The sequence below is a fragment of the Microvirga sp. GCM10011540 genome (assembly GCF_042650665.1).
In the GTDB taxonomy this organism is placed as follows: domain Bacteria; phylum Pseudomonadota; class Alphaproteobacteria; order Rhizobiales; family Beijerinckiaceae; genus Microvirga; species Microvirga lenta.
Window position 1 is genome coordinate 118971 of record NZ_JBHSBQ010000041.1, and the last position, 22572, is coordinate 141542.

Annotated in this window: 21 protein-coding genes and 2 tRNA genes; all 23 read left to right on the plus strand. The window is 64.7% G+C overall.

Annotation, left to right across the window (positions count from 1 at the left end; genetic code table 11):
* Positions 1-190 precede the first annotated feature (190 nt).
* The 23 genes from ACFOYU_RS14900 (at position 191) to ACFOYU_RS15010 (ending at position 22571) form a co-directional block, all read left to right on the plus strand.
* The gene (locus ACFOYU_RS14900) at positions 191-466 is read left to right on the plus strand and encodes an HU family DNA-binding protein (RefSeq protein WP_226740919.1); all 276 of its coding nucleotides are present in this window, start codon (positions 191-193) and stop codon (positions 464-466) included.
* Positions 467-549: 83 nt separating this feature from the next.
* A tRNA-Val gene (locus ACFOYU_RS14905) sits at positions 550-625 on the plus strand.
* 104 nt (positions 626-729) lie between these two features.
* Positions 730-806, plus strand: a tRNA-Asp gene (locus ACFOYU_RS14910).
* Positions 807-1311: 505 nt separating this feature from the next.
* A complete protein-coding gene (locus tag ACFOYU_RS14915) occupies positions 1312-1677 on the plus strand; it encodes an NADH-quinone oxidoreductase subunit A (RefSeq protein WP_377034201.1) in 366 nt (121 codons plus the stop codon).
* Complete coding sequence (locus tag ACFOYU_RS14920; protein WP_226740923.1) at positions 1668-2252, plus strand: NADH-quinone oxidoreductase subunit B family protein; 585 nt, start codon at positions 1668-1670, stop codon at positions 2250-2252. The genes ACFOYU_RS14915 and ACFOYU_RS14920 overlap by 10 nt, the downstream gene beginning before the upstream one ends.
* A gap of 14 nt (positions 2253-2266) precedes the next feature.
* Complete coding sequence (locus ACFOYU_RS14925) at positions 2267-2869, plus strand: NADH-quinone oxidoreductase subunit C (protein WP_377034202.1); 603 nt, start codon at positions 2267-2269, stop codon at positions 2867-2869.
* Positions 2870-2888: 19 nt separating this feature from the next.
* Entirely contained in the window at positions 2889-4079 is a 1191-nt protein-coding gene (locus ACFOYU_RS14930; protein WP_226740927.1) for an NADH-quinone oxidoreductase subunit D, read from the plus strand.
* A 117-nt stretch (positions 4080-4196) separates the two neighbouring features.
* Positions 4197-5255 (plus strand): NADH-quinone oxidoreductase subunit NuoE, encoded by a 1059-nt coding sequence (nuoE, locus tag ACFOYU_RS14935; RefSeq protein WP_377034203.1) that lies wholly within the window; start codon positions 4197-4199, stop codon positions 5253-5255.
* A 14-nt stretch (positions 5256-5269) separates the two neighbouring features.
* Positions 5270-6571, plus strand: a complete 1302-nt coding sequence (gene nuoF, locus ACFOYU_RS14940) for an NADH-quinone oxidoreductase subunit NuoF (protein ID WP_226740931.1) — start codon at positions 5270-5272, stop codon at positions 6569-6571.
* Positions 6572-6578: 7 nt separating this feature from the next.
* Entirely contained in the window at positions 6579-8657 is a 2079-nt protein-coding gene (nuoG, locus tag ACFOYU_RS14945; RefSeq protein ID WP_377034204.1) for an NADH-quinone oxidoreductase subunit NuoG, read from the plus strand.
* Positions 8658-8669: 12 nt separating this feature from the next.
* On the plus strand, positions 8670-9695 hold the full coding sequence (nuoH, locus tag ACFOYU_RS14950; RefSeq protein ID WP_226740936.1) for an NADH-quinone oxidoreductase subunit NuoH: 1026 nt from the start codon (positions 8670-8672) through the stop codon (positions 9693-9695).
* A 14-nt stretch (positions 9696-9709) separates the two neighbouring features.
* Complete coding sequence (gene nuoI / locus ACFOYU_RS14955; RefSeq protein WP_226740939.1) at positions 9710-10198, plus strand: NADH-quinone oxidoreductase subunit NuoI; 489 nt, start codon at positions 9710-9712, stop codon at positions 10196-10198.
* A 142-nt stretch (positions 10199-10340) separates the two neighbouring features.
* On the plus strand, positions 10341-10955 hold the full coding sequence (locus ACFOYU_RS14960; RefSeq protein WP_226740943.1) for an NADH-quinone oxidoreductase subunit J: 615 nt from the start codon (positions 10341-10343) through the stop codon (positions 10953-10955).
* Between the two features lie 12 nt (positions 10956-10967).
* Positions 10968-11276: an NADH-quinone oxidoreductase subunit NuoK gene (gene nuoK / locus ACFOYU_RS14965; RefSeq protein ID WP_114771644.1), complete on the plus strand. Its 309-nt coding sequence runs from the start codon at positions 10968-10970 to the stop codon at positions 11274-11276.
* A 26-nt stretch (positions 11277-11302) separates the two neighbouring features.
* Positions 11303-13339, plus strand: a complete 2037-nt coding sequence (gene nuoL, locus ACFOYU_RS14970; RefSeq protein WP_377034205.1) for an NADH-quinone oxidoreductase subunit L — start codon at positions 11303-11305, stop codon at positions 13337-13339.
* Entirely contained in the window at positions 13339-14850 is a 1512-nt protein-coding gene (locus tag ACFOYU_RS14975) for an NADH-quinone oxidoreductase subunit M (RefSeq protein ID WP_377034206.1), read from the plus strand. The genes nuoL and ACFOYU_RS14975 overlap by 1 nt, the downstream gene beginning before the upstream one ends.
* A gap of 7 nt (positions 14851-14857) precedes the next feature.
* Entirely contained in the window at positions 14858-16300 is a 1443-nt protein-coding gene (nuoN, locus tag ACFOYU_RS14980; RefSeq protein ID WP_377034225.1) for an NADH-quinone oxidoreductase subunit NuoN, read from the plus strand.
* Position 16301: 1 nt separating this feature from the next.
* Positions 16302-17126: a biotin--[acetyl-CoA-carboxylase] ligase gene (locus ACFOYU_RS14985; RefSeq protein ID WP_377034207.1), complete on the plus strand. Its 825-nt coding sequence runs from the start codon at positions 16302-16304 to the stop codon at positions 17124-17126.
* 3 nt (positions 17127-17129) lie between these two features.
* Positions 17130-18803 carry a ribonuclease J gene (locus ACFOYU_RS14990; RefSeq protein ID WP_226740968.1) on the plus strand — a complete coding sequence of 558 codons (1674 nt, stop codon included), beginning with the start codon at positions 17130-17132 and terminating at the stop codon, positions 18801-18803.
* Positions 18804-18835: 32 nt separating this feature from the next.
* Positions 18836-19240, plus strand: coding sequence for a methylmalonyl-CoA epimerase (gene mce / locus ACFOYU_RS14995; RefSeq protein ID WP_226740971.1), 405 nt, complete (start codon positions 18836-18838; stop codon positions 19238-19240).
* A 10-nt stretch (positions 19241-19250) separates the two neighbouring features.
* Positions 19251-19586, plus strand: coding sequence for a DUF1467 family protein (locus ACFOYU_RS15000; RefSeq protein ID WP_226740974.1), 336 nt, complete (start codon positions 19251-19253; stop codon positions 19584-19586).
* Between the two features lie 374 nt (positions 19587-19960).
* On the plus strand, positions 19961-21289 hold the full coding sequence (gene proS / locus ACFOYU_RS15005) for a proline--tRNA ligase (protein WP_377034208.1): 1329 nt from the start codon (positions 19961-19963) through the stop codon (positions 21287-21289).
* A 7-nt stretch (positions 21290-21296) separates the two neighbouring features.
* Positions 21297-22571, plus strand: a complete 1275-nt coding sequence (locus ACFOYU_RS15010) for a lipoprotein-releasing ABC transporter permease subunit (protein ID WP_226740982.1) — start codon at positions 21297-21299, stop codon at positions 22569-22571.
* Position 22572: the final 1 nt, after the last annotated feature.

The window sequence follows — 22572 nt, forward strand, 5'->3', positions numbered from 1 at the left end:
GTTACGTCATCTTATCCAAAGCCCCCGGATGCCGAATCCGGGGGCTCTTTTTTTGTTCTGGATTGTCGAAAACCCCCATATTTCAGCCAGTTCGGGGCTTGCGTACGGACCAGCTTTGAGCCAGAGGGGAGGTCCCTGAAACGGTGGCACACTTGTCTTGATGCCGCCGTGATCATTGGAGGACAAGAAGATGAACAAAGGCGAGCTCGTTGCGGCCGTCGCCGATAAGGTGGGGCTGACCCGGGGCCAGGCTGGTGAGGCGATCGACGCCGCCATCGAGGCCATCACCGGAGCTCTCAAGAAGGGCGACGAGGTGAAGATCGTCGGCTTCGGCACGTTCGTGGTCACGAACCGCGCCGCCGGCGAGGCGCGCAACCCGCGCACCGGCGAGAAGGTGAAGGTTCCCGCCTCGAAGACCCCGAAGTTCCGCGCCGGCGCCGGTCTGAAGGACGCCGTGAACGCGTAACAGCCGCTTTTTCAGCGACGATCGCATAAAGAAGGCCGGCAGCGCTTGCGTTGTCGGCTTTCTCTTTTTATGTGAAGCGCACCGGGCGGTTAGCTCAGCTGGTAGAGCATCTCGTTTACACCGAGAGGGTCGGCGGTTCGATCCCGTCACCGCCCACCATTCAAGCTTTCCGAGACTGATTTTCGGATCGGGTGCACGGAACGCTTGACAGGGGTCGGAGGCCCTCGTAAACCCGCCTCCACACCGCTTCGGCGGTCCGATGCGCGGGCGTAGCTCAGTCGGTTAGAGTGCCGGCCTGTCACGCCGGAGGTCGCGGGTTCGAGCCCCGTCGCCCGCGCCACTTCTGCTCCGAAGAGCAGTGATCCTCCCCACCAAAAGCTGGATGCCGCCCGTTCGCGCTGCCGTCGCTTGGGGGCTTTCTCGCATCCCAGGGCGATCCCTCCGAGTTATGCGCTGCCGGCGGGGGTGGCGAGGCTCAGGAGCATGTCGCGCCGCCTGCTCGCAACCGGTCCGTTCTTCCTTGCGGCGGGTTATGGCTGCCGAGGCTAGCTTGGCCGGGATCGTGGAGGTGAACGGGCGTCTATTATGGCCAAAAATAGGCGAAAACGGTGCCATGGGGCGTCGGGAGCGGGTCTGAGGCCAGGGCGGCCCCTCGCGCCGAACAGGCTATATCGCAGTTTAGAAGTCTTCTTTCCCGATGCCGCAAACACTTGTCAGGGAAGGGGATCTCGGTTAAGCCTCGCCCCGCAATCTGCATTGTCGCAGGGCCTTTTAAGGGGCCTCGCTGCGGCTTAAATGCATGACTGTTGCCGGCTTTTGCCGTGCTCCGTTTCTTTAGGTGTCGCATGACGAATCTCCTCGCCGACTACCTGCCTCTCGTGATCTTCATCGGCGTGTCGCTCGTGATCGGGCTGGCGCTGCTCGTGGCGCCGTTCATCGTCGCCTACAGCCGCCCTGACACGGAAAAGTTGTCGGCTTACGAGTGCGGGTTCAATGCCTTCGACGATGCCCGCATGAAATTCGACGTGCGGTTCTATCTCGTCGCCATCCTTTTCATCATTTTCGATCTCGAAGTGGCGTTCCTGTTCCCCTGGGCCATTACCTTCGGTTACCTCGGCTGGTTCGGATTCGTGTCCATGATGATCTTCCTGGGCGTCCTGACGGTCGGATTCGTGTATGAGTGGAAGAAGGGGGCCCTCGAATGGGATTGATCTCCGATAACCGGTCTACCCTGGTCGCTCCTGCTCCCCGCGGGATCATCGACCCCAATAGCGGCCAGCCCGTAGGCTCCACGGATCCGTATTTCGTCGGGATCAAGGACGAGCTTGCGGACAAGGGCTTTCTCGTCACCTCGACCGAGGACCTCATCACCTGGGCCCGCACCGGCTCGCTGATGTGGATGACGTTCGGTCTCGCCTGCTGCGCGGTCGAGATGATGCAGATGTCCATGCCGCGCTACGATGCCGAGCGCTTCGGTTTCGCGCCCCGCGCGTCGCCGCGCCAGTCGGACGTGATGATCGTGGCCGGTACGCTGACCAACAAGATGGCGCCTGCCTTCCGCAAGGTCTACGACCAGATGCCGGAGCCGCGCTACGTCATCTCCATGGGCTCCTGCGCCAACGGCGGCGGCTATTATCACTTTTCCTACGCGGTGGTGCGCGGCTGCGACCGCATCGTGCCCGTCGACATCTACGTGCCGGGCTGCCCGCCCACGGCGGAGGCACTGCTGTACGGCGTGCTGCTTCTGCAGAAGAAGATCCGCCGCACGGGCACCATCGAGCGCTGAGCAAAGGTCATCGTATGAGTTCTGAGCTCCAAGCCCTGAGCGATCACATCGCCTCGTCCCTCGGCGAGGCGGTGACGGCGCGCGCCATCACGTTCGACGAGCTGACGATCGTCGTGCGAGGCGAGGACATCGTGCGGGTGGCCACCTTCCTGCGCGACGACCCGCAGTGCCGGTTCGTGTGTTTCATCGACATCTGCGGCGCGGACTACCCCGGCCGCGAGAGGCGTTTCGACGTCGTGTACCATTTCCTGGCGCCGCATCATAACCGGCGCATCCGGGTCAAGGTGGAGACGGACGAGGTGACCCCCGTCCCCTCGCTCATCGGCGTCTTCCCGGCCGCGAACTGGTTCGAGCGCGAGGCCTACGATCTCTACGGCATCCTGTTCTCGGGTCATCCCGACCTCCGCCGCATCCTGACGGATTACGGTTTCGAGGGCTTCCCGCTGCGCAAGGACTTCCCGCTCACGGGCTACGTCGAGGTCCGCTACGACGAGGCGCAGGGCCGGGTGGTCTACGAGCCGGTGAAGCTCAGTCAGGAATTCCGCAACTTCGACTTCCTCTCGCCCTGGGAAGGCACGGACTACGTGCTGCCCGGCGACGAGAAGGCCAAGGCCTGAGGGGCGGAGAGGATCTTCCATGGGCGAGCATAATATCCGCAACTTCACGATCAATTTCGGCCCGCAGCATCCGGCGGCGCACGGCGTTCTGCGCCTCGTGCTGGAGCTGGACGGCGAGGTGGTCGAGCGCGTCGATCCGCATATCGGCCTGCTCCATCGCGGCACCGAGAAGCTGATCGAGTACAAGACCTACGTTCAGGCGAACCCCTATTTCGACCGGCTCGACTACGTCGCGCCGATGTCGCAGGAGCACGCCTACTGCCTAGCGATCGAGAAGCTGCTCGGCATCCAGGTGCCGCGGCGCGCCCAGCTGATCCGCGTGCTGTTCCTCGAGATCAGCCGTCTGCTGTCGCACCTTCTCAACGTCACCACGCAGGCCATGGACGTGGGAGCCCTCACGCCGCCTCTGTGGGGGTTCGAGGAGCGCGAGAAGCTCATGATCTTCTATGAGCGCGTCTCGGGCTCGCGGATGCACGCGAACTATTTCCGCCCCGGCGGCGTGAGCATGGACATTCAGCCCGAGCTGATCGACGACATCGAGGCGTTCTGCGACCCGTTCCTGAACGTGCTCGACGATCTCGACACGCTCGTGATGAACAGCCGCATCTTCAAGCAGCGCAACGTCGATATCGGCACCATCACGCTCGACGATTGCTGGGCCTGGGGCTTCTCCGGTCCGCTCGTGCGCAGCTGCGGCGTTCCGTGGGACCTGCGCAAGTCGCAGCCCTACGAGTGCTACGAGGAACTGGAATTCGACATCCCCGTCGGCAAGAACGGCGACAACTACGACCGTCAGGTCATCCGCATGGAGGAAATGCGCCAGAGCGTGCGTATCATGCGCCAGTGCATCGCCAAGCTGCGTGCGCCGGACGGGCAGGGGCCCGTCGCCACCCTCGACGGAAAGGTCGCGCCGCCGTCCCGCAAGGACATGAAGCGCTCCATGGAGGCGCTGATCCATCACTTCAAGCTCTACACGGAAGGCTTCCACGTCCCCGCGGGCGAGGTCTATGCCGCCGTCGAGGCTCCGAAGGGCGAGTTCGGCGTGTACCTGGTGTCCGACGGCACCAACAAGGCGTATCGCTGCCGGATCCGTGCCCCGGGATTCGCCCACCTTCAGGGCATGGACTTCATGTGCCGCGGCCACATGCTGGCCGACGTCGCAGGCGTCCTGGGTTCGCTCGACATCGTGTTCGGCGAAGTGGACCGGTAAAAGTTCAGCGCCAGCCCGACGACCGGTCTGGCATCCGCGCCCGAAAGGCGAGGCAGAGAAGTTCAAGTCGTGGATGGCCGGGCCTGTGCCCGGCCATGCCGATGAGGAGAAGAGTGAATGGCCGTTCGTAAGCTCGCGCCTGAAGAGTTGCAGCCCAAGAGCTTCGCGTTCTCGCCCGAGAACGAAGCTTTTGCGGATCAGCAGATCGCCAAGTACCCACCGGGCCGCCAGGCTTCGGCGGTGATCGCACTCCTGTGGCGCGCCCAGGAGCAGGCGGGCGGCTGGCTGCCCCGGAAAGCCATCGAGGCCGTCGCGGCCAAGCTCGACATGGCGCCGATCCGCGTCATGGAAGTGGCGACCTTCTACACGATGTTCAACCTGGAGCCGGTTGGAAAGTATTTCATCCAGTTCTGCGGCACGACCCCCTGCGCCCTGCGCGGCGCGGGCGAGATCAAGAAGGTGCTCCAGGCCCGCGTCGGCGATTCCGGCCACGTGTCGGCGGACGGGAACTTCTCCTGGCTCGAAGTCGAGTGCCTGGGCGCGTGCTGCAATGCGCCGATGGTGCAGATCAACGACGACTACTACGAGGATCTGACCCCTCAGAACTTCGAGAAGCTCCTCAACGACCTCGCCGCCGGACGCCCGGTGAAGACGGGCTCCCAGATCGGACGCCGCACCTCGGAGCCGTACGAGGCCGTCAACACCCTTCAGGATCCGTCGCTCTATGACGGTTCCGTCGTCGGGGCCTGGCGCAAGCGTTTCGAGGAGACCGCGCAGGAAGGCCCGACGGAAGCCCCGGGGCTCGAGCAGCGCGCTGCCGAGAATCCGCGCGCCGGAAAGCCGGACTCGGGCCGGGCCATCGGCCGGGTGATCGAAACGCCTGCCAATCGCGTCGCCGAGGGCAAGCCTCCGATCGACGAGAAGGACCGGGCGGATGCGGCCTCCAAGGACCGGGCCACGGCCGTCGAGCCGCGGAAGGACGAGGCCGACAAGCCGGCTCCCCAGAGCAGCAAGTCCTACGTGGCGATGCCGTCGAAGCCGGAAGAGGGTGCCCCCGTGGCCGAAAGCCCGACCACGCCGATCGCCGGAACGCCGCCTTCACACGCCGAGACCCGTCGCGACGGCAGCGAGAGCAAGCCGGACGTGGTCGTCGACAAAGACAACAAGACGTCCTGATGGAGTGATCGGGAATGCTTCAGGACAGAGATCGCATCTTCACCAACCTTTACGGTTTCCACTCGCCCGACCTCGAGGCCGCGAAGATGCGCGGCGCGTGGGACGGCACGAAGTTCCTGCTCGAAAAGGGGCGGGACTGGATCATCGACGAGATGAAGGCGTCGGGACTGCGCGGCCGCGGCGGCGCGGGCTTCCCCACGGGCCTGAAATGGTCCTTCATGCCGAAGAAGTCGGACGGACGCCCGCATTACCTCGTGGTGAACGCGGACGAATCGGAGCCGGGCACCTGTAAGGACCGGGAGATCATGCGGAACGATCCGCATCTCCTCGTCGAGGGCTGCCTCCTCGCCTCCTTCGCCATGGGCGCCCATGCCGCCTACATCTACATCCGCGGCGAGTACATCGCCGAGCGGCATGCGCTCCAGCGGGCGGTGGACGAGGCTTATGCCGCCAGGCTCATCGGCAAGGACAATATCCACGGCTATCCCTTCGACCTTTACGTCCACCACGGCGCAGGCGCTTACATCTGCGGCGAGGAGACGGCGCTCATCGAGAGCATGGAAGGCAAGAAGGGCATGCCGCGCCTGAAGCCGCCGTTCCCGGCCAATATGGGCCTCTACGGCTGCCCCACCACGGTCAACAACGTGGAGTCGATCGCCGTCGCCGGCACCATTCTGCGCCGCGGCGCCGCCTGGTTCTCCGGCATCGGCCGGCCGAACAACGTCGGCACCAAGCTCTTCTGCGTGTCGGGCCATGTGAACAAGCCCTGCAACGTGGAAGAGGAGATGGGCCTCACCTTCCGTGAGCTGGTCGACCGCCATTGCGGCGGCATCCGCGGCGGCTGGGACAACCTGCTGGCGGTCATCCCCGGCGGCTCCTCGGTTCCGCTGGTTCCGGCCGAGCAGATCGTGGACGCGCATATGGACTTCGACACCCTGCGCGGCCTGCGCTCGGGTCTCGGCACCGCGGCCGTGATCGTGATGGACAAGTCCACGGACATCGTCCGCGCCATCGCCCGCATCTCGTACTTCTACAAGCACGAGAGCTGCGGCCAGTGCACGCCGTGCCGCGAGGGCACGGGCTGGATGTGGCGCGTGCTTACCCGCATGGCCGAAGGCCGCGCCCAGAAGCGCGAAATCGACATGCTTCTCGAGGTGTCGACCCAGATCGAAGGCCACACCATCTGCGCCCTCGGAGATGCGGCGGCCTGGCCGGTCCAGGGCCTGATCCGGCACTTCCGGCACGAGATCGAGAAGCGCATCGACGACTACGCGGCGAACCCGCATTCAGAATCCGTCATGATCGCGGCGGAGTGAGAGAAAGATGGCGAAAATCATCGTTGATGGCGTCGAGGTAGACGTTCCTGCGGAATACACGCTGCTCCAAGCCGCCGAGGCGGCCGGGGCGGAGATCCCGCGTTTCTGCTTCCACGAGCGGCTCTCGATCGCCGGCAACTGCCGCATGTGCCTCGTCGAGGTGAAGGGTGCGCCGAAGCCGGTCGCGTCCTGCGCCTGGGGCGTGCGCGACTGCCGTCCGGGTCCCAACGGCGAGCCGCCGGAGGTCCTGACCAAGTCGCCGACGGTCAAGAAGGCGCGCGAAGGGGTGATGGAGTTCCTGCTCATCAACCACCCGCTCGACTGCCCGATCTGCGACCAGGGCGGCCAGTGCGACCTGCAGGACCAGGCCATGGCCTATGGCGTCGACACCAGCCGCTTCCACGAGAACAAGCGCGCGGTGACCGACAAGTATCTCGGCCCGCTCGTGCGCACCTCCATGAACCGGTGCATTCACTGCACCCGCTGCGTCCGCTTCACCACCGAGGTGGCGGGCGTGGAGGACCTCGGCGCCCTCTGGCGCGGCGAGGACATGGAGATCACCAGCTATCTCGAGAAGGCGCTGGGCTCGGAGCTTCAGGCCAACGTGGCCGATCTCTGCCCGGTGGGCGCGCTCACCCACAAGCCGGAATCCTACCATTACCGCCCCTGGGAGCTGACGAAGACCGATTCCGTCGACGTCATGGATGCGGTGGGCTCCTCCATCCGCGTCGATTCCCGTGGCCGCGAGGTCATGCGCATCCTTCCGCGCATCAACGAGGCGGTGAACGAGGAGTGGATCTCCGACAAGACCCGCCAGATCGTGGACGGCCTACGTCTCCAGCGCCTGGACCGCCCCTTCGTGCGCGAGAACGGCCGCCTGCGTCCCGCCTCCTGGCAGGAGGCGTTCGGCGTCATCGGCAACCGTCTGCTGAACACCGACGCCAAGCGCATCGGCGCCATCGCGGGAGATCTCGCGGCGGTCGAGGAGCTTTATGCTCTCAAGCTCCTCATGCAGAGCCTCGGCGTGACGAACACGGATGCGCGCCAGGACGGCACGGTCCTGTCCCCGGCCTATGGCCGCGGCTCCTATCTCTTCAACTCCACCATCGCGGGCATCGAGGATGCGGACGCGATCCTGATCGTGGGGGCGAACCCGCGCATCGAGGCGTCGCTCGTCAACGTGCGCATCCGCAAGCGCTGGCGCGTGGCTCCGCTGCCCATCGCCATGATCGGCGAGAACCCGGACCTCACCTATGACTACGAGTATCTCGGGGCCGGCCCCGAGACCCTTTCCGATCTCCTGGGTGGCCGCCACAGCTTCGCCGAGAAGCTGAAGGGCGCCGAGCGTCCGCTCATCATCGTGGGGCAGGGGGCGCTCATCCGTCCCGACGGCCTTGCGGTGCTCTCCCTCGCGGCCCAGATCGCCCAGAGCATAGGCGCGGTGAAGGAAGGCTGGAACGGCTTCTCGGTTCTCCATACGGCGGCGGCGCGGGTCGGCGCGCTCGATGTCGGCTTCGTGCCGGGCGAGGGCGGCATCACCGCCCAGGCCATGGCGCAGGGCGGCGTCGACGTTCTGTTCAACCTCGGTGCTGACGAGATCGACATCGCGCCCGGCGCCTTCGTGATCTACCAGGGCACCCACGGTGACCGCGGCGCCCACCGCGCCGACGTGATTCTGCCAGGAGCGACCTATACGGAGAAGTCGGGCACCTTCGTGAACACGGAGGGCCGGGTGCAGATGGCGAACCGGGCGGCCTTCGCTCCGGGCGAGGCCCGTGAGGATTGGGCCATCCTGCGCGCCCTGTCGGACGTGCTGGGCCAACGCCTGCCCTTCGACTCCCTCAACGCTCTGCGGGCGCGGCTCTATGCCGAGTATCCGCATTTCGCCGCGGTCGAGGACATCACGGAAGCGGATGTGGCGTCTGCCGTTCAGGCCCTGGCCGGAATCGGCGGCGCTCCCGGCCGCGATCCGTTCGCAAGCCCCGTCAAGGACTTCTACCTCACCAACCCGATCGCCCGCGCCTCCGGCGTCATGGCCGAGTGCTCCGCGCTCGCCCGTGAGCTGCGGCTCGAGGCGGCCGAGTAAGAGGATCGGATCATGGAATTCGGAGATATCTTCCTCGCGGTCGCGATCATGCTGGGCAAGAGCCTGCTCATGCTGGTCGCGCTGCTCGTCTTCATCGCCTACGCGCTTTATGCCGACCGCAAGGTCTGGGCGGCGGTGCAGCTGCGCCGCGGCCCGAACGTGGTCGGCCCCTGGGGGCTGCTCCAGTCCTTCGCGGACCTGCTCAAGTTCGTGCTGAAGGAGCCGGTGATCCCGTCCTCGGCCAACAAGGGCATGTTCCTGCTGGCGCCGCTCCTGATGTGTACGCTCTCGCTCGCGGCCTGGGCCGTGATCCCGCTCAATGCGGGCTGGGCGATTGCCGACATCAACGTGGGCGTCCTCTACATCTTCGCCATCTCGTCGCTCGGCGTCTACGGCGTCATCATGGGCGGCTGGGCCTCGAACTCGAAATATCCGTTCCTGGGCGCACTCCGCTCGGCGGCGCAGATGGTGTCCTACGAAGTCTCCATCGGCTTCGTCATCGTGACGGTGCTCATGTGCGCCGGCACCCTGAACCTGTCGGCCATCGTCGAGTCCCAGAACACCGCCCTCGGCATCCTGGGCTGGTACTGGCTGCCGCTGTTCCCGATGTTCGTGATCTTCTTCATCTCGGCCATGGCCGAGACGAACCGTCCGCCCTTCGACCTTCCCGAGGCGGAATCGGAGCTCGTGGCCGGCTACATGGTCGAGTATTCCTCGACCCCGTACCTGCTCTTCATGCTCGGCGAGTACGTGGCGATCATGACCATGTGCGCGCTCGGCACGATCCTGTTCCTCGGCGGTTGGCTGTCCCCGATCCCGTTCGCGCCCTTCACCTGGGTGCCCGGCGTGATCTGGTTCGTCCTGAAGGCCAGCTTCCTGTTCCTCCTCATCGCCATGGTGAAAGCCCTGGTGCCACGCTACCGCTACGACCAGCTCATGCGCCTGGGTTGGAAGGTGTTCCTGCCGCTGTCGCTGGCAATGGTCGTCATCGTGGCGGGTGTTCTGATGCTCACCGGCACCGCGCCGGGCATGCGCTAACGGAGATCGGCGAAATGAAGCTCGATCAAGTCGCAAAGTCCCTTCTTCTGCAGGAGTTCGTGGCGGGGTTCATCCTCACCGTGAAGTACTTCTTCAAGCCGAAGGCGACCATCAACTATCCCTTCGAGATGAGCCATCGCGGGCCCCGCTTCCGCGGCGAGCACGCGCTGCGCCGCTACCCCAACGGGGAAGAGCGCTGCATCGCCTGCAAGCTCTGCGAAGCCATCTGCCCGGCCCAGGCCATCACCATCGAGGCCGGTCCGCGCCGGAACGACGGCACGCGCCGCACGACCCGCTACGACATCGACATGGTGAAGTGCATCTATTGCGGCATGTGCCAGGAGGCCTGCCCGGTCGATGCCATCGTCGAGGGCCCGAATTTCGAGTTCTCGGTGGAGACCCGCGAGGAGCTCTACTACGACAAGGCCAAGCTTCTCGCGAACGGCGAGCGGTGGGAGCGCGAGATCGCGAGGAACATCGCGAAGAACGCCCCCTACGTCTGAGCGCGTCCCCTGCCGGAAAAGGGCAGGGGGCAAACAGCTCGGGCGGGTTGTCCCGCCCGGATTCGGAAATTATAGACAGGCCCGCCGGATTCTCCGGCAGCCACGTCGGAAGGGGCCGCTCCTTGCGGCTTGAGCTTGAAGCATGACGGTTACCGCTGCCTTCTTTTACCTCTTCGCGACGATCACCGTCGCCTCGGGCTTCATGGTGATCGCCTCGCGCAATCCCGTACAGTCGGTGCTTTTCCTCATCCTCGCCTTCGTCAATGCGGCGGGGCTCTTCCTGATGATGGGGGCCGAGTTCCTGGCGATGATCCTGGTCATCGTCTATGTGGGCGCGGTGGCGGTGCTCTTCCTCTTCGTCGTCATGATGCTCGACGTGGATTTCGCCGAGCTGCGCCAGGGCTTCCTGCAGTACCTGCCCGTGGGCGGGCTCATCGGCATCGTGTTCCTGCTCGAGCTGGTGCTGGTGATCGGCACCTATGTGGTCGACCCGGGTCTGATCCGGACTTCCGCCGTGCCGATCCCGCCGGCCGAGGTGGTCACGAATACCGAGGCGCTCGGCCTCGTGCTCTACACCCGCTATTTCTACTTCTTCCAGGCGGCCGGCCTGATCCTGCTGGTGGCCATGATCGGCGCCATCGTGCTCACCCTGCGTGAGCGCGTCGGTGTCCGTCGCCAGGACATTTCGAAACAGAACGCCCGGACGCAGGAGACTGCGGTCGAGGTGCGGAAGGTTCCCTTCCGCCAGGGCATCTAAGGGAGACACGCGATGGTCATCGGCCTTGGTCATTATCTCACCGTCGCCGCTGTGCTCTTCACGCTCGGCGTCTTCGGCATCTTCATCAACCGGAAGAACGTGATCGTCATCCTGATGTCGATCGAGCTGATCCTGCTCGCCGTGAACATCAACATGGTGGCCTTCTCGACCCACATGAACGACATCGTCGGCCAGGTCTTCGCGCTGCTGATCCTCACGGTGGCGGCGGCGGAGGCGGCCATCGGCCTTGCCATTCTGGTGGTCTTCTTCCGCAACCGCGGCTCCATCGCGGTTGAAGATGTCAACATGATGAGGGGCTAAACGCCCGACCGGCGAAGTAAACGACAATGTATCACGCAATCGTCTTTCTGCCGCTCGTCGGCTTCCTCATCGCAGGCATGTTCGGCCGTGTCCTCGGCGCCCGTCCGAGCGAGCTGATCACAACCGGCTTGCTCTTTGTCGCCGCGGCCCTGTCCTGGGTCGCCTTCATCCAGGTCGGGTTCGGCTCGGGCGCGACCCGGGTCCAGGTGGCCCAGTGGATGGCATCCGGTGACCTCGTGGTCGACTGGGCCTTCCGGATCGACACGCTCACGGCCGTCATGCTGATCGTGGTGAACACGGTTTCGGCCCTCGTGCACCTCTATTCCATGGGCTACATGCACGAGGACCCGCACCGTCCCCGGTTCTTCGCCTATCTGTCGCTGTTCACCTTCGCCATGCTCATGCTGGTGACCGCCGACAACCTGGTCCAGATGTTCTTCGGCTGGGAAGGCGTGGGTCTCGCCAGCTACCTGCTGATCGGCTTCTGGTACCAGAAGGACTCGGCCAACGCGGCCGCCATGAAGGCCTTCATCGTCAACCGCGTGGGCGATTTCGGCTTCCTTCTCGGCATCTTCACCCTTTTCGTGCTGTTCAACAGCGTCTCCTTCGACCAGATCTTCCCGCGCGTGGCCGAGTTCGCCGAGAGCCGGTTCATGTTCCTCGGCGTCGAGTGGCACGCCCTGACCATCGCCTGTCTGCTGCTCTTCATGGGCGCCATGGGCAAGTCGGCCCAGTTCCTGCTGCACACCTGGCTGCCGGACGCGATGGAAGGCCCGACCCCGGTCTCCGCGCTCATCCATGCCGCCACCATGGTCACGGCCGGCGTCTTCATGGTCGCGCGCCTGTCGCCGGTCTTCGAGTTCGCTCCGACGGCTCTCACGGTCGTGACCGTCATCGGCGGCATCACAGCCTTCTTCGCCGCGACCGTCGGTCTGGTCCAGAACGACATCAAGCGCGTCATCGCCTATTCGACCTGCTCGCAGCTCGGCTACATGTTCGTGGCGCTGGGCGTGGGCGCCTACAGCGTGGGCGTGTTCCACCTCTTCACCCATGCCTTCTTCAAGGCGCTGCTCTTCCTCGGGGCCGGCTCGGTCATCCACGCCATGCACCATGAGCAGGACATGCGGCACATGGGCGCCCTGCGCCGCTACATCCCGTTCACCACGACGATGATGGCGATCGGCACCCTTGCGCTCACGGGTTTCCCGTTCACCGCCGGCTACTATTCGAAGGACGCGGTGATCGAGGCGGCCTACGCGGCCCATTCCTCCGCGGGCTCCTTCGCCTTCCTGGCGACGGTCATCGCCGCCTTCATGACCTCGTTCTATTCCTGGCGCCTGTTCTTCCTCACCTTCGAGGGCAGCGCCCGCTGGGGCCACCACGGGCATCATGCTCATGCGCCCCACGACCATGAGGGCGTGGAGCACGACGAGCGCAGCCGGGACGTGGAGCCCGCCCACCATGCGGACCATGAGCACGGCCACCATGGGGATCACACACCCCACGAGAGCCCGCTCGTCATGCTGATCCCGCTGGTCGTGCTGGCCGTGGGAGCCCTGGTCGCAGGCATCCTCTTCCACAACGCCTTCATCGGCGAGGGCTATCAGGAGTTCTGGAAGGGTGCGATCTTCACCCGTCCGGAGAACCACATCCTCGAGGAGATGCACCATCTCCCGGGCTGGGTGCCGCTGCTGCCGACCGTGATGATGATCCTCGGCTTCCTGCTGGCGGTCTACATGTACATCATCGATGCCAAGCAGCCGGCGAAGCTCGCGGCGGATCATCCGATCCTCTACCGCTTCCTGCTCAACAAGTGGTACTTCGACGAGCTCTATGACGCGATCTTCGTGCGCCCCGCCATGTGGATCGGCCGCTTCTTCTGGCGCACGGGCGACCAGCGGATCATCGACGGCCTCGGTCCCGACGGCATCTCTGCCCGCGTGCTCGACGTCACCCGTGGCGTGGTCCGCATCCAGACGGGCTATCTCTACCACTATGCCTTTGCCATGCTGATCGGCGTTGCCGCTCTCGTGACCTTCTATCTCTTCAGGGGAGCGCACTGATGCTCGGGTTCGGCATTCTCTCCGGCCTATTGATCCTGCCTCTGGTCGGGGCGGCCTTCATCCTCCTGCTCCGCGGAGACAGCGAGGCGGCCCGGTCCAATGCGCGCTGGGCGGCTCTCGCGACCACGGCCGTGACCTTCCTGCTGTCCCTTGTTGCCTGGGGGCGGTTCGACACGGCGTCGTCGTCGTTCCAGCTCGTCGAGAGCCACACCTGGCTGGCCGAGACCATCCGGTTCAAGCTCGGCGTGGACGGCTTCTCGATGCCGCTCATCCTGCTCACGACCTTCCTGATGCCGTTCTGCATCCTGGCATCGTGGGAATCCATCGAGCACCGGGTGAAGGAATATTTCGTCGCCTTCCTGGTCCTCGAGACCACGATGATCGGCGTGTTCTCCGCCCTCGACCTGGTGCTGTTCTACCTGTTCTTCGAGGCGGGCCTCATTCCGATGTTCCTCATCATCGGCATCTGGGGCGGCAAGCGGCGCATCTACGCCAGCTTCAAGTTCTTCCTCTACACGCTCCTCGGCTCGGTTCTGATGCTTCTGGCCATCATGGCCATGTACTGGACCGCCGGCACCACCGACATCCCGACCCTGCTCGCCTACGACTTCCCGGCGAACCTGCAGACGTGGCTGTGGCTGGCCTTCTTCGCCTCCTTCGCGGTGAAGATGCCCATGTGGCCGGTCCATACCTGGCTGCCGGACGCGCACGTGGAAGCGCCGACGGCGGGGTCCGTCATCCTGGCGGGCGTTCTCCTGAAGATGGGCGGCTACGGCTTCATCCGCGTGTCCCTGCCCATGTTCCCGGAGGCTTCCGTCTATTTCGCGCCGCTGGTCTTCGCCCTTTCGGTCATCGCGATCATCTACACCTCGCTGGTCGCCCTGATGCAGGAGGACATGAAGAAGCTCATCGCCTATTCGTCCGTGTCCCACATGGGCTTCGTGACCATGGGCCTGTTCAGCATGAACCCCCAGGGCATCCAGGGCGCCATGTTCACGATGATCTCGCACGGTCTCGTGTCCGGCGCGCTCTTCCTCTGCGTCGGCGTCATCTACGATCGGATGCACACCCGCGAGATCCGGGCTTATGGCGGCCTGGTGAACCGGATGCCGCTCTACGCGGTCGTGTTCCTGATCTTCACCATGGCCAATGTGGGCCTGCCGGGCACGTCGAGCTTCGTGGGCGAGTTCCTGTCCCTGATGGGTGCCTTCCGGGCCAATACCTGGGTGTCGTTCCTCGCCACCACCGGCGTCATCCTCTCGGCGGCCTATGCGCTCTGGCTCTACCGGCGCGTGGTCTATGGGGTGCTCGACAAGCCGAGCCTGCAGGGTATCACCGACCTCAACCGCCGTGAGATCATCACTTTCGCACCGCTCGTGCTGCTCGTCATCTATTACGGCGTGCATCCCGGCCCGATCCTCGATGCCTTTGCCGCGCCGACGGATGCCCTCCTGCGGGGCTACGAGGTCGCGCTCCAAACCGTGAAAACGGCGGCTGTTGCCGCACACTGAGGCCATGATGAACCCCGCCTTCACCATCCCTGCCTTCGGTCCTCTGCTGCCGGAAATCATCCTCGCCGTCGGCGTGCTCGTCCTCATCCTGTTCGGCGCGTTCCGTGGCGAGCGCTCGGTGGAGGGCATGAACGTCATCGCCCTGGCGCTTCTCGCCGTCGCCTTCCTGGCGGTGCTGATGCTTCCGTCGGAGCGGGTCGAGACGATGGCCGGCTCCTTCGTGGTCGACGGCTTCGCCAAGTTCATGAAGAGCCTGACGCTGATCGCCTCGGCCTGCGGCGTCATCCTCTCCATGGACTACATGCGCCGCGAGCGGATCGCCCGGTTCGAGTATCCGATCCTGATCGTGCTCTCCACCATCGGCATGCTGATGGTGATCTCGGCGAATGATCTCATCGCCCTTTACCTCGGCCTCGAACTGCTCAGCCTGTCGTCCTACGTCATCGCAGCCTTCGATCGGGACAACGTGCGCTCCACCGAGGCCGGCCTGAAATACTTCGTCCTCGGCGCCCTGTCCTCGGGCATGCTGCTCTACGGCGCGTCCTTGGTCTATGGCTTCACCGGCAGCGTGTCGTTCCCGGTCATCGCTTCCGTGCTTCAGGGCAATGTGGGCAACGGCGCGATCTTCGGCCTCGTCTTCGTCGCCGCGGGCATTGCCTTCAAGATCTCGGCCGTGCCGTTCCACATGTGGACCCCGGACGTGTACGAGGGCTCCCCGACGCCGGTGACCGCGTTCTTCGCCGCTGCGCCGAAGATGGCCGGCATGGCGATGGCGACGCGCGTGTTCATCGATGCCTTCCCGGGCATCCTGGTCCAGTGGCAGCAGATCATCGTCTTCATCTCGATCGCCTCCATGGCGCTCGGTTCCTTCGCGGCCATCGGCCAGCGCAACATCAAGCGCCTGATGGCCTATTCCTCCATCGGCAACGTCGGCTACGCGCTCATCGGCCTGGCGACCGGCACGGCTGAGGGTGTCCAGGGCGTGGCGATCTACATGGCGATCTATCTGGCCATGACGCTCGGCACCTTCGCGGTCATCCTGGGCATGCGCCGCGGCAACGTGATGTTCGAGACCATCGACGACCTGTCCGGCCTCGCCCGCACCCATCCGGTAATGGCGTTCTGCCTGGCGATGATGATGTTCTCGCTCGCCGGCATTCCGCCGCTCGCCGGCTTCTTCGCCAAGTTCTACGTCTTCGCCGCCGCCATCCAGGCCAACCTGGTGGCGCTGGCCGTGATCGGCGTGGTGACGAGCGTGATCGGCGCCTATTACTACCTGCGCATCGTCAAGGTCATGTACTTCGACGAGCCGGTGGAGCGGTTCGAGCCGATGGCGCCCGGCGTCAGCTTCGTCCTCGTGGTGTCGAGCGCCGTGGTGCTCCTGTTCTGGATCGTTCCGGCGCCCGTGGTGAATGCCGCAGGCGCTGCCGCGCGCTCGCTGTTCTTGTGACGTGAAGCTGTCGCCGGAATCTGAGGCCGCCGGCTACCGGCTTCTCTCGCTCAAGGCGACGGAGTCCACGAACGACGACGCCCTGCAGGCAGCGAAAGCCGGAGATCCCGGCCTTCTCTGGATCACCGCGACCGAGCAGCATGCGGGGAGGGGGCGCCACGGCCGACAATGGTCGTCGCCGCCCGGCAATCTCTACGCCAGCCTCCTCCTCATCGATCCCTGCGAGGCGGCGGTCGCCCCGCAGCTGGGCTTCGTCGCGGGCCTCGCCCTCCACGAGGCGGCGGAGAGGCTGACGGCTTTGGGTGCCCCACGCCTGGCTCTCAAGTGGCCGAACGATCTTCTCCTCGACGGCGCGAAGCTCTCGGGCCTTCTGCTCGAAGGGCATCGCGTCGGGGCCGGCGGCAGCCTTGCCGTCGTCATCGGCTTCGGCGTGAACGTCGCCTTCGCGCCGACCAATACGCCCTATCCGGCGGCCACGCTGGAGTCGATCAGGCCGGGTCTCGCGCGGGAGGACGTCTTCTCCGCCCTTTCGTCCGCTTTCGCATCGACCTATGCCGCATGGCGGGCCTCGATCCGCAACAACAACGCCGATCCGTTCGGTCCCATTCGCCGTCTTTGGCTCGAGCGCGCCGCCGGAATAGGGCAGGAGGTGACCCTGCGCCTTCCCTCCGGCGAGAAGCGCGGTATCTTCGAGGGTCTGGACCGTTCCGGTCGCCTTCAGTTGAAAAGCTCCTCCGGCGTGGAACTGATCGATGCAGGCGACCTTTATTTTCCCAATTTGCTGCACGATATAGCCAAGCTCGGCGCTGGCGCGACAAGGTTTTGATAGATGCCATCCTCCAAAGACGAACTGGTGTTTCTGCCTCTCGGCGGCCTCGGCGAGATCGGCATGAACGCTGCCCTGTACGGCTTCGGGCCCGAGCTGAACCGCCAGTGGATCCTCGTGGATTGTGGAATGGGCTTCGGCGGCGAGGAGCACCTTCCCGGCGTCGATCTGGTCTATCCGGATCTGCGCTTCATCGAGGAGGAGCGCCAGAACCTCCTCGGCATCTTCATCACCCACGCCCACGAGGACCATATCGGCGCCCTCGTCGAGATGTGGCCGCGCCTGCGCGCGCCGGTCTATGCCACGAAATTCGCCATCGGCCTTCTGGAAACGCGGCGCCTCTCCGAGGCGAACGCTCCGAAGATCGACCTGAACGAGATCGTGCCCGGCCAGCGGGTGAATCTGGGGCCGTTCGATGTCGAGTACGTGCCGGTTGCGCACTCGATTCCCGAATCCAACGCCCTCGCGATCCGAACGGCGCATGGCCTCGTGGTCCATACCGGCGACTGGAAGCTCGACAACACTCCCTATCTCGGAAGCCTCACGTCCGAGGAATCCTTCCGCGCCCTGGGCGATGAAGGCGTCCTAGCCCTCGTCTGCGATTCCACCAACGTGGTGCGCGACGGCGTGAGCCCGAGCGAGGCCGACGTGTCCCGCAATCTCGCCGCCCTCATCAAGGATGCGCCGCACCGGGTCGCCATCACCACCTTCGCGTCCAACGTCGCGCGCATCCGCTCGGTCGCGGAGGCGGCGAGGGAGTGCGGGCGCGAGGTGGTCGTCGTCGGACGCGCCATGGACCGGGTGGTCGATGTGGCGAACGAGTGCGGCTACCTGGAAGGCCTGCCGGAGTTCCGCTCCACCGAGACCTTCGGCTACCTCCCGCGCGACAAGGTCGTCGCGATCCTCACCGGCTCCCAGGGTGAGCCGCGGGCGGCCCTGGCCCGCATCGCACAGGACGAACACCCAGACATCGCCCTGTCGAAGGGCGACCGGGTGATCTTTTCGTCCCGCGCCATTCCGGGCAACGAAAAGGCCGTGGGGTCGATCATCAACAGCCTGATCGAGCAGGGAATCGAGGTCATCACGGACCGGACGGAACTCGTCCACGTGTCGGGCCACCCGCGCCGGGGCGAACTGGCCCAGATGTACGAGTGGACCCGTCCCCGCATCGCGATTCCAGCGCATGGCGAGGCGCTGCATCTCGCCGAACACGCGAAATTCGCCCGCGCCCAAGGCGTGCCGGAAGTCGTGCGCGCCAAGAACGGCACCCTCGTGCGGCTGGCGCCGGGACCTGCCGAGATCATCGACAACGTGCCCGCCGGCCGCCTCTACAAGGACGGCAACATTATCACATCGGCGAGCGAGAGAGCCGTTCCGGAGCGTCGGAAACTGTCCTTCGCGGGCATCGTCACCGTCGCCATCGCCATCGACGAGGACGGTGAGATCGCAGGCGATCCGGTCATCGACGCTATGGGCCTGCCGGAAAAGAACCGGCAGGGCGAGAACATTCTCGATCTGATTGCCGATGCGGTCTCCCAGCTCCTCGATGGCTTGTCCAAGGCCAAGCGCCGTGATCCGGAAACGGTCGAGAATGCGGTGACCCGCGCCGTTCGGGCTGCGGTGAACGAGGCGTGGGGCAAGAAGCCCGCCTGCCATGTTCTCGTGATCGAGGTATAGCCTCGGCCCGGAGGTCTTCAGGGGGAGCAGGGATGATCGGTCGTCTCAATCACATCGCCATCGCGGTTCGCGATATCGCCGCGGCATCGAGGCTCTACCGGGACACCCTCGGCGCCGAGGTTTCGAGTCCGGAGCCGCTGGCGGAGCACGGGGTCACGGTCGTGTTCGTCGCGCTGCCCAACACCAAGGTGGAACTCCTGGAGCCCTTGGGCGAGGATTCGCCCATTGCCCGCTTCCTCGACAAGAACCCGGATGGGGGCATCCATCACGTGTGCTACGAGGTCGAGGACATCGGAGCTGCGCGGGATCAGCTCCTAAAAACCGGGGCGCGGGTGCTCGGCTCGGGCGAGCCGAAGATCGGGGCCCATGGGAAGCCTGTTCTTTTCCTGCATCCGAAGGACTTCAACGGCACCCTCATCGAGCTCGAGCAGGCGTGAGGACAAGCTCTTGGTAAAGCTCATCAAAACCGTTTCCGACTCGCTCTGGGCGACCCTCGGCATCGTCGCTGCCGTGTCGGGCGCTGCCGTCGCCGTTACGGTCAGCTTCTTCGAGCTGACCGTCAGCGGCGCGCTCGCCCTTTATTTCGTGATCTGGTGGACGCTTCTCTTCGCGGTTCTGCCCTTCGGGGTCCGCAGCCAGGCGGAGACCGGGGAGGTCGTGAAGGGAAGCGAGCCGGGCGCGCCTGCCGCACCGGCACTGCGGGAAAAGGCGATCTGGACGACCCTCGTCGCCGCCACGGTTCTCGTGGTCGTCGCCGGAATATTGCCTCTCTCGGGGCTCTGAAGCAGGAAAGAAAAAAGCAAGGCTTTCGCCTTGCTCGAACTGCCTTTTGGCAATTTTGACCCTTGGCTTTCTTACGCCGTCGCTTGTTATAGCGAGCGAGGGTCTTGTTCCTCCCGAAACTCGGACCGCAGCGTCTGACCTTTCAAGGTCTAGAACGTTAGCGTTCCGTTTATAACCGCCTCAAAAAGCCGTGTCATCTTTTTTGGGCAGGGTCTGATGCATTTTTCGGCACATATTGTATTGACCTTTCGTCTAAGGCGCCGGCCCGGACCTTGCGAACAGATGACAGCTTGTCTTTTGCCAAGGGTCTGTGTTGTGTGCTTGAAACGAGTCGCGACCCGTCATTCCACTCTTCATCGATCCGAAGGCGTTCTATGCGTTTGAGCCGTTATTTCCTGCCTATTCTCCGCGAGACGCCGAAAGAGGCGGAGATCGTGTCCCACCGCCTCATGCTGCGGGCCGGGATGATCCGCCAGGAAGCGGCCGGAATTTATGCCTGGCTGCCGTTGGGCCTGCGGGTGCTGAACAAGGTCAATGCCATCGTGCGTGAGGAGCAGAACCGCTCCGGCGCCATCGAACTGCTCATGCCGACCATCCAGTCGGCGGATCTGTGGCGCGAGTCGGGCCGCTACGACGCCTACGGCAAGGAGATGCTGCGGATCCAGGACCGGCACGAGCGCGAAATGCTCTTCGGTCCGACCAACGAGGAGATGATCACCGAGATCTTCCGGGGCTATGTGCGGTCCTACAAGGATCTGCCGCTGAACCTGTATCATATCCAGTGGAAGTTCCGGGACGAGGTGCGCCCGCGCTTCGGCGTCATGCGTTCGCGCGAGTTCCTGATGAAGGACGCCTATTCCTTCGATCTCGATCAGGCCGGCGCCGTCCATTCCTACAACAAGATGTTCGTGGCCTATCTGCGCACCTTCGCCCGCATGGGCCTCAAGGCCATTCCCATGCGCGCCGATACCGGACCCATCGGCGGCAACCTGAGCCATGAGTTCATCATCCTCGCCTCCACGGGCGAGAGCGAGGTCTTCTGCCACGCCGATTACCTCGACTACGAGATTCCCTCCGTGGATACGGATTTCGACAGCGTCGCCGGTCTCCAGGGCATTGTCGACAAGTGGACCTCTCTTTATGCCGCCACCTCCGAGATGCACGACGAGGCGGACTTCGAGGCCATTCCGGGCGACAAGAAGATGTCGGCCCGCGGCATCGAGGTCGGGCATATCTTCTATTTCGGCACCAAGTATTCCGCCCCCATGGGCGCCAAGGTCATGGGACCGGACGGCCAGGAACGGGAAGTCCACATGGGCTCCTACGGCATCGGGCCGAGCCGCCTGATCGCGGCCATTATCGAGGCGAGCCACGACGAGAACGGCATCATCTGGCCGGAAGCCATCGCTCCGTTCGACGTGGCGATTCTCAATCTCAAGGCCAGCGATTCCGCCACCGACGAGGCCTCGAACCGCCTCTATGGCGAATTGACGGCCGCCGGCCGCGACGTGCTCTACGACGACCGGGACGAGCGCCCGGGCGGCAAGTTCGCCACCGCCGACCTGATCGGTATTCCGTGGCAGATCCTGATCGGACCCAAGGGCCTGGCGGACGGCAAGGTGGAACTGAAGCATCGCGCCACGGGCGAGCGGGAGATCCTGCCGCTGGGTGATGTCGTGTCCCGCCTGACAGCATCGAAATAAGGGCGAGATGGCCAAGACCGCGCCGACCGGAACCAAACCCTTTTCGCTCTTCGAGTGGATGCTCGCCGGGCGCTACCTGCGCACGCGGCGGCGGGAAGGGTTCGTTTCGGTCATCGCCGGCTTCTCCTTCCTCGGCATCATGCTGGGCGTCGCGACGCTGATCGTGGTGCTGTCGGTGATGAACGGCTTCCGTAAGGAACTGCTCGACAAGATCGTCGGCATCAACGGCCATATCTTCGTGGCCCCCATTGAATCCCCGCTGACCGACTATCCGGAAGTGGCCCAGCGCATCGCCGCCGTTCCGGGGGTCAAGCGCGCGATCCCGCTCGTGGAGGGGCAGGCCTTCGGCTCCTCGCAGTACAACGGCAGCGGCGTTCTGGTGCGCGGCATCCGCGGGGAGGACATCCGGCGCATCGACTACATTGCAAACAACCTCCGGCAGGGCAGCCTGGAGGATTTCGAGAACGGGGAGGGCGTCGCCATCGGGCGGCGGCTGGCCGAGGCCCTGTCGCTCCAGGCAGGCGACACCTTCACCCTGATCACCCCGCGAGGAGCCTCGACCCCGTTCGGAACGGCGCCGCGCGTGAAGGGGTATCCGGTCAAGGCCGTTTTCGAGATCGGCATGTCGGAGTTCGACTCCACCTTCGTCTACATGCCGCTGACCGAGGCGCAGAACTACTTCAACCGCCAGGGCGACGTGCAGCTCATCGAGGTCTTCCTCGAGAACGCCGACCGGGTGGACGAGGCCCGCGCGGCCATCGAGGCGGCGGCGGGCCGGCCAATCCTCATGACCGATTGGCGCCAGCGCAACCGCACGTTCTTCTCCGCCTTGGAAGTGGAGCGGAACGTGATGTTCCTGATCCTGACGCTCATCGTCCTCGTGGCGGCGCTCAACATCATTTCCGGGCTCATCATGCTCGTGAAGGACAAGTCGTCGGACATTGCGATCCTGCGGACCATGGGGGCGACCCGCGGGGCGGTGATGCGCGTCTTCCTGATCACGGGCGCATCAATCGGCATCGTCGGCACGATTGCGGGCTTCGGGCTCGGGCTGCTTCTCGCGCTCAATGTCGAGACCATCCGCAACTTCATCTCGAACCTCACGAGCACCAACCTCTTCCCGGCGGAGCTCTACTTCCTCAGCCGCCTCCCGGCGGAGGTCGATACGGCCGAAGTGATCACCATCCTCGTCATGGCCATGGTCCTGTCGCTTCTGGCGACCCTCTACCCCTCCTGGCGGGCGGCGAAGCTCGATCCGGTCGAAGCGCTGCGCTACGGGTAGT

What these genes read in the sequence shown, in the direction of transcription:
- nuoF (WP_226740931.1), top strand. Translation starts at nt 5,270, where the DNA reads ATGCTTCAGGACAGAGATCGCATCTTCACCAACCTTTACGGTTTCCAC.
- ACFOYU_RS14900 (WP_226740919.1), top strand. Translation starts at nt 191, where the DNA reads ATGAACAAAGGCGAGCTCGTTGCGGCCGTCGCCGATAAGGTGGGGCTG.
- mce (WP_226740971.1), top strand. Translation starts at nt 18,836, where the DNA reads ATGATCGGTCGTCTCAATCACATCGCCATCGCGGTTCGCGATATCGCC.
- nuoI (WP_226740939.1), top strand. Translation starts at nt 9,710, where the DNA reads ATGAAGCTCGATCAAGTCGCAAAGTCCCTTCTTCTGCAGGAGTTCGTG.
- ACFOYU_RS14990 (WP_226740968.1), top strand. Translation starts at nt 17,130, where the DNA reads ATGCCATCCTCCAAAGACGAACTGGTGTTTCTGCCTCTCGGCGGCCTC.
- ACFOYU_RS14915 (WP_377034201.1), top strand. Translation starts at nt 1,312, where the DNA reads ATGACGAATCTCCTCGCCGACTACCTGCCTCTCGTGATCTTCATCGGC.
- ACFOYU_RS15010 (WP_226740982.1), top strand. Translation starts at nt 21,297, where the DNA reads ATGGCCAAGACCGCGCCGACCGGAACCAAACCCTTTTCGCTCTTCGAG.
- nuoG (WP_377034204.1), top strand. Translation starts at nt 6,579, where the DNA reads ATGGCGAAAATCATCGTTGATGGCGTCGAGGTAGACGTTCCTGCGGAA.
- ACFOYU_RS14930 (WP_226740927.1), top strand. Translation starts at nt 2,889, where the DNA reads ATGGGCGAGCATAATATCCGCAACTTCACGATCAATTTCGGCCCGCAG.
- nuoL (WP_377034205.1), top strand. Translation starts at nt 11,303, where the DNA reads ATGTATCACGCAATCGTCTTTCTGCCGCTCGTCGGCTTCCTCATCGCA.
- nuoN (WP_377034225.1), top strand. Translation starts at nt 14,858, where the DNA reads ATGAACCCCGCCTTCACCATCCCTGCCTTCGGTCCTCTGCTGCCGGAA.
- nuoH (WP_226740936.1), top strand. Translation starts at nt 8,670, where the DNA reads ATGGAATTCGGAGATATCTTCCTCGCGGTCGCGATCATGCTGGGCAAG.
- ACFOYU_RS14975 (WP_377034206.1), top strand. Translation starts at nt 13,339, where the DNA reads ATGCTCGGGTTCGGCATTCTCTCCGGCCTATTGATCCTGCCTCTGGTC.
- ACFOYU_RS14960 (WP_226740943.1), top strand. Translation starts at nt 10,341, where the DNA reads ATGACGGTTACCGCTGCCTTCTTTTACCTCTTCGCGACGATCACCGTC.
- nuoE (WP_377034203.1), top strand. Translation starts at nt 4,197, where the DNA reads ATGGCCGTTCGTAAGCTCGCGCCTGAAGAGTTGCAGCCCAAGAGCTTC.
- nuoK (WP_114771644.1), top strand. Translation starts at nt 10,968, where the DNA reads ATGGTCATCGGCCTTGGTCATTATCTCACCGTCGCCGCTGTGCTCTTC.
- ACFOYU_RS14920 (WP_226740923.1), top strand. Translation starts at nt 1,668, where the DNA reads ATGGGATTGATCTCCGATAACCGGTCTACCCTGGTCGCTCCTGCTCCC.
- ACFOYU_RS14925 (WP_377034202.1), top strand. Translation starts at nt 2,267, where the DNA reads ATGAGTTCTGAGCTCCAAGCCCTGAGCGATCACATCGCCTCGTCCCTC.
- proS (WP_377034208.1), top strand. Translation starts at nt 19,961, where the DNA reads ATGCGTTTGAGCCGTTATTTCCTGCCTATTCTCCGCGAGACGCCGAAA.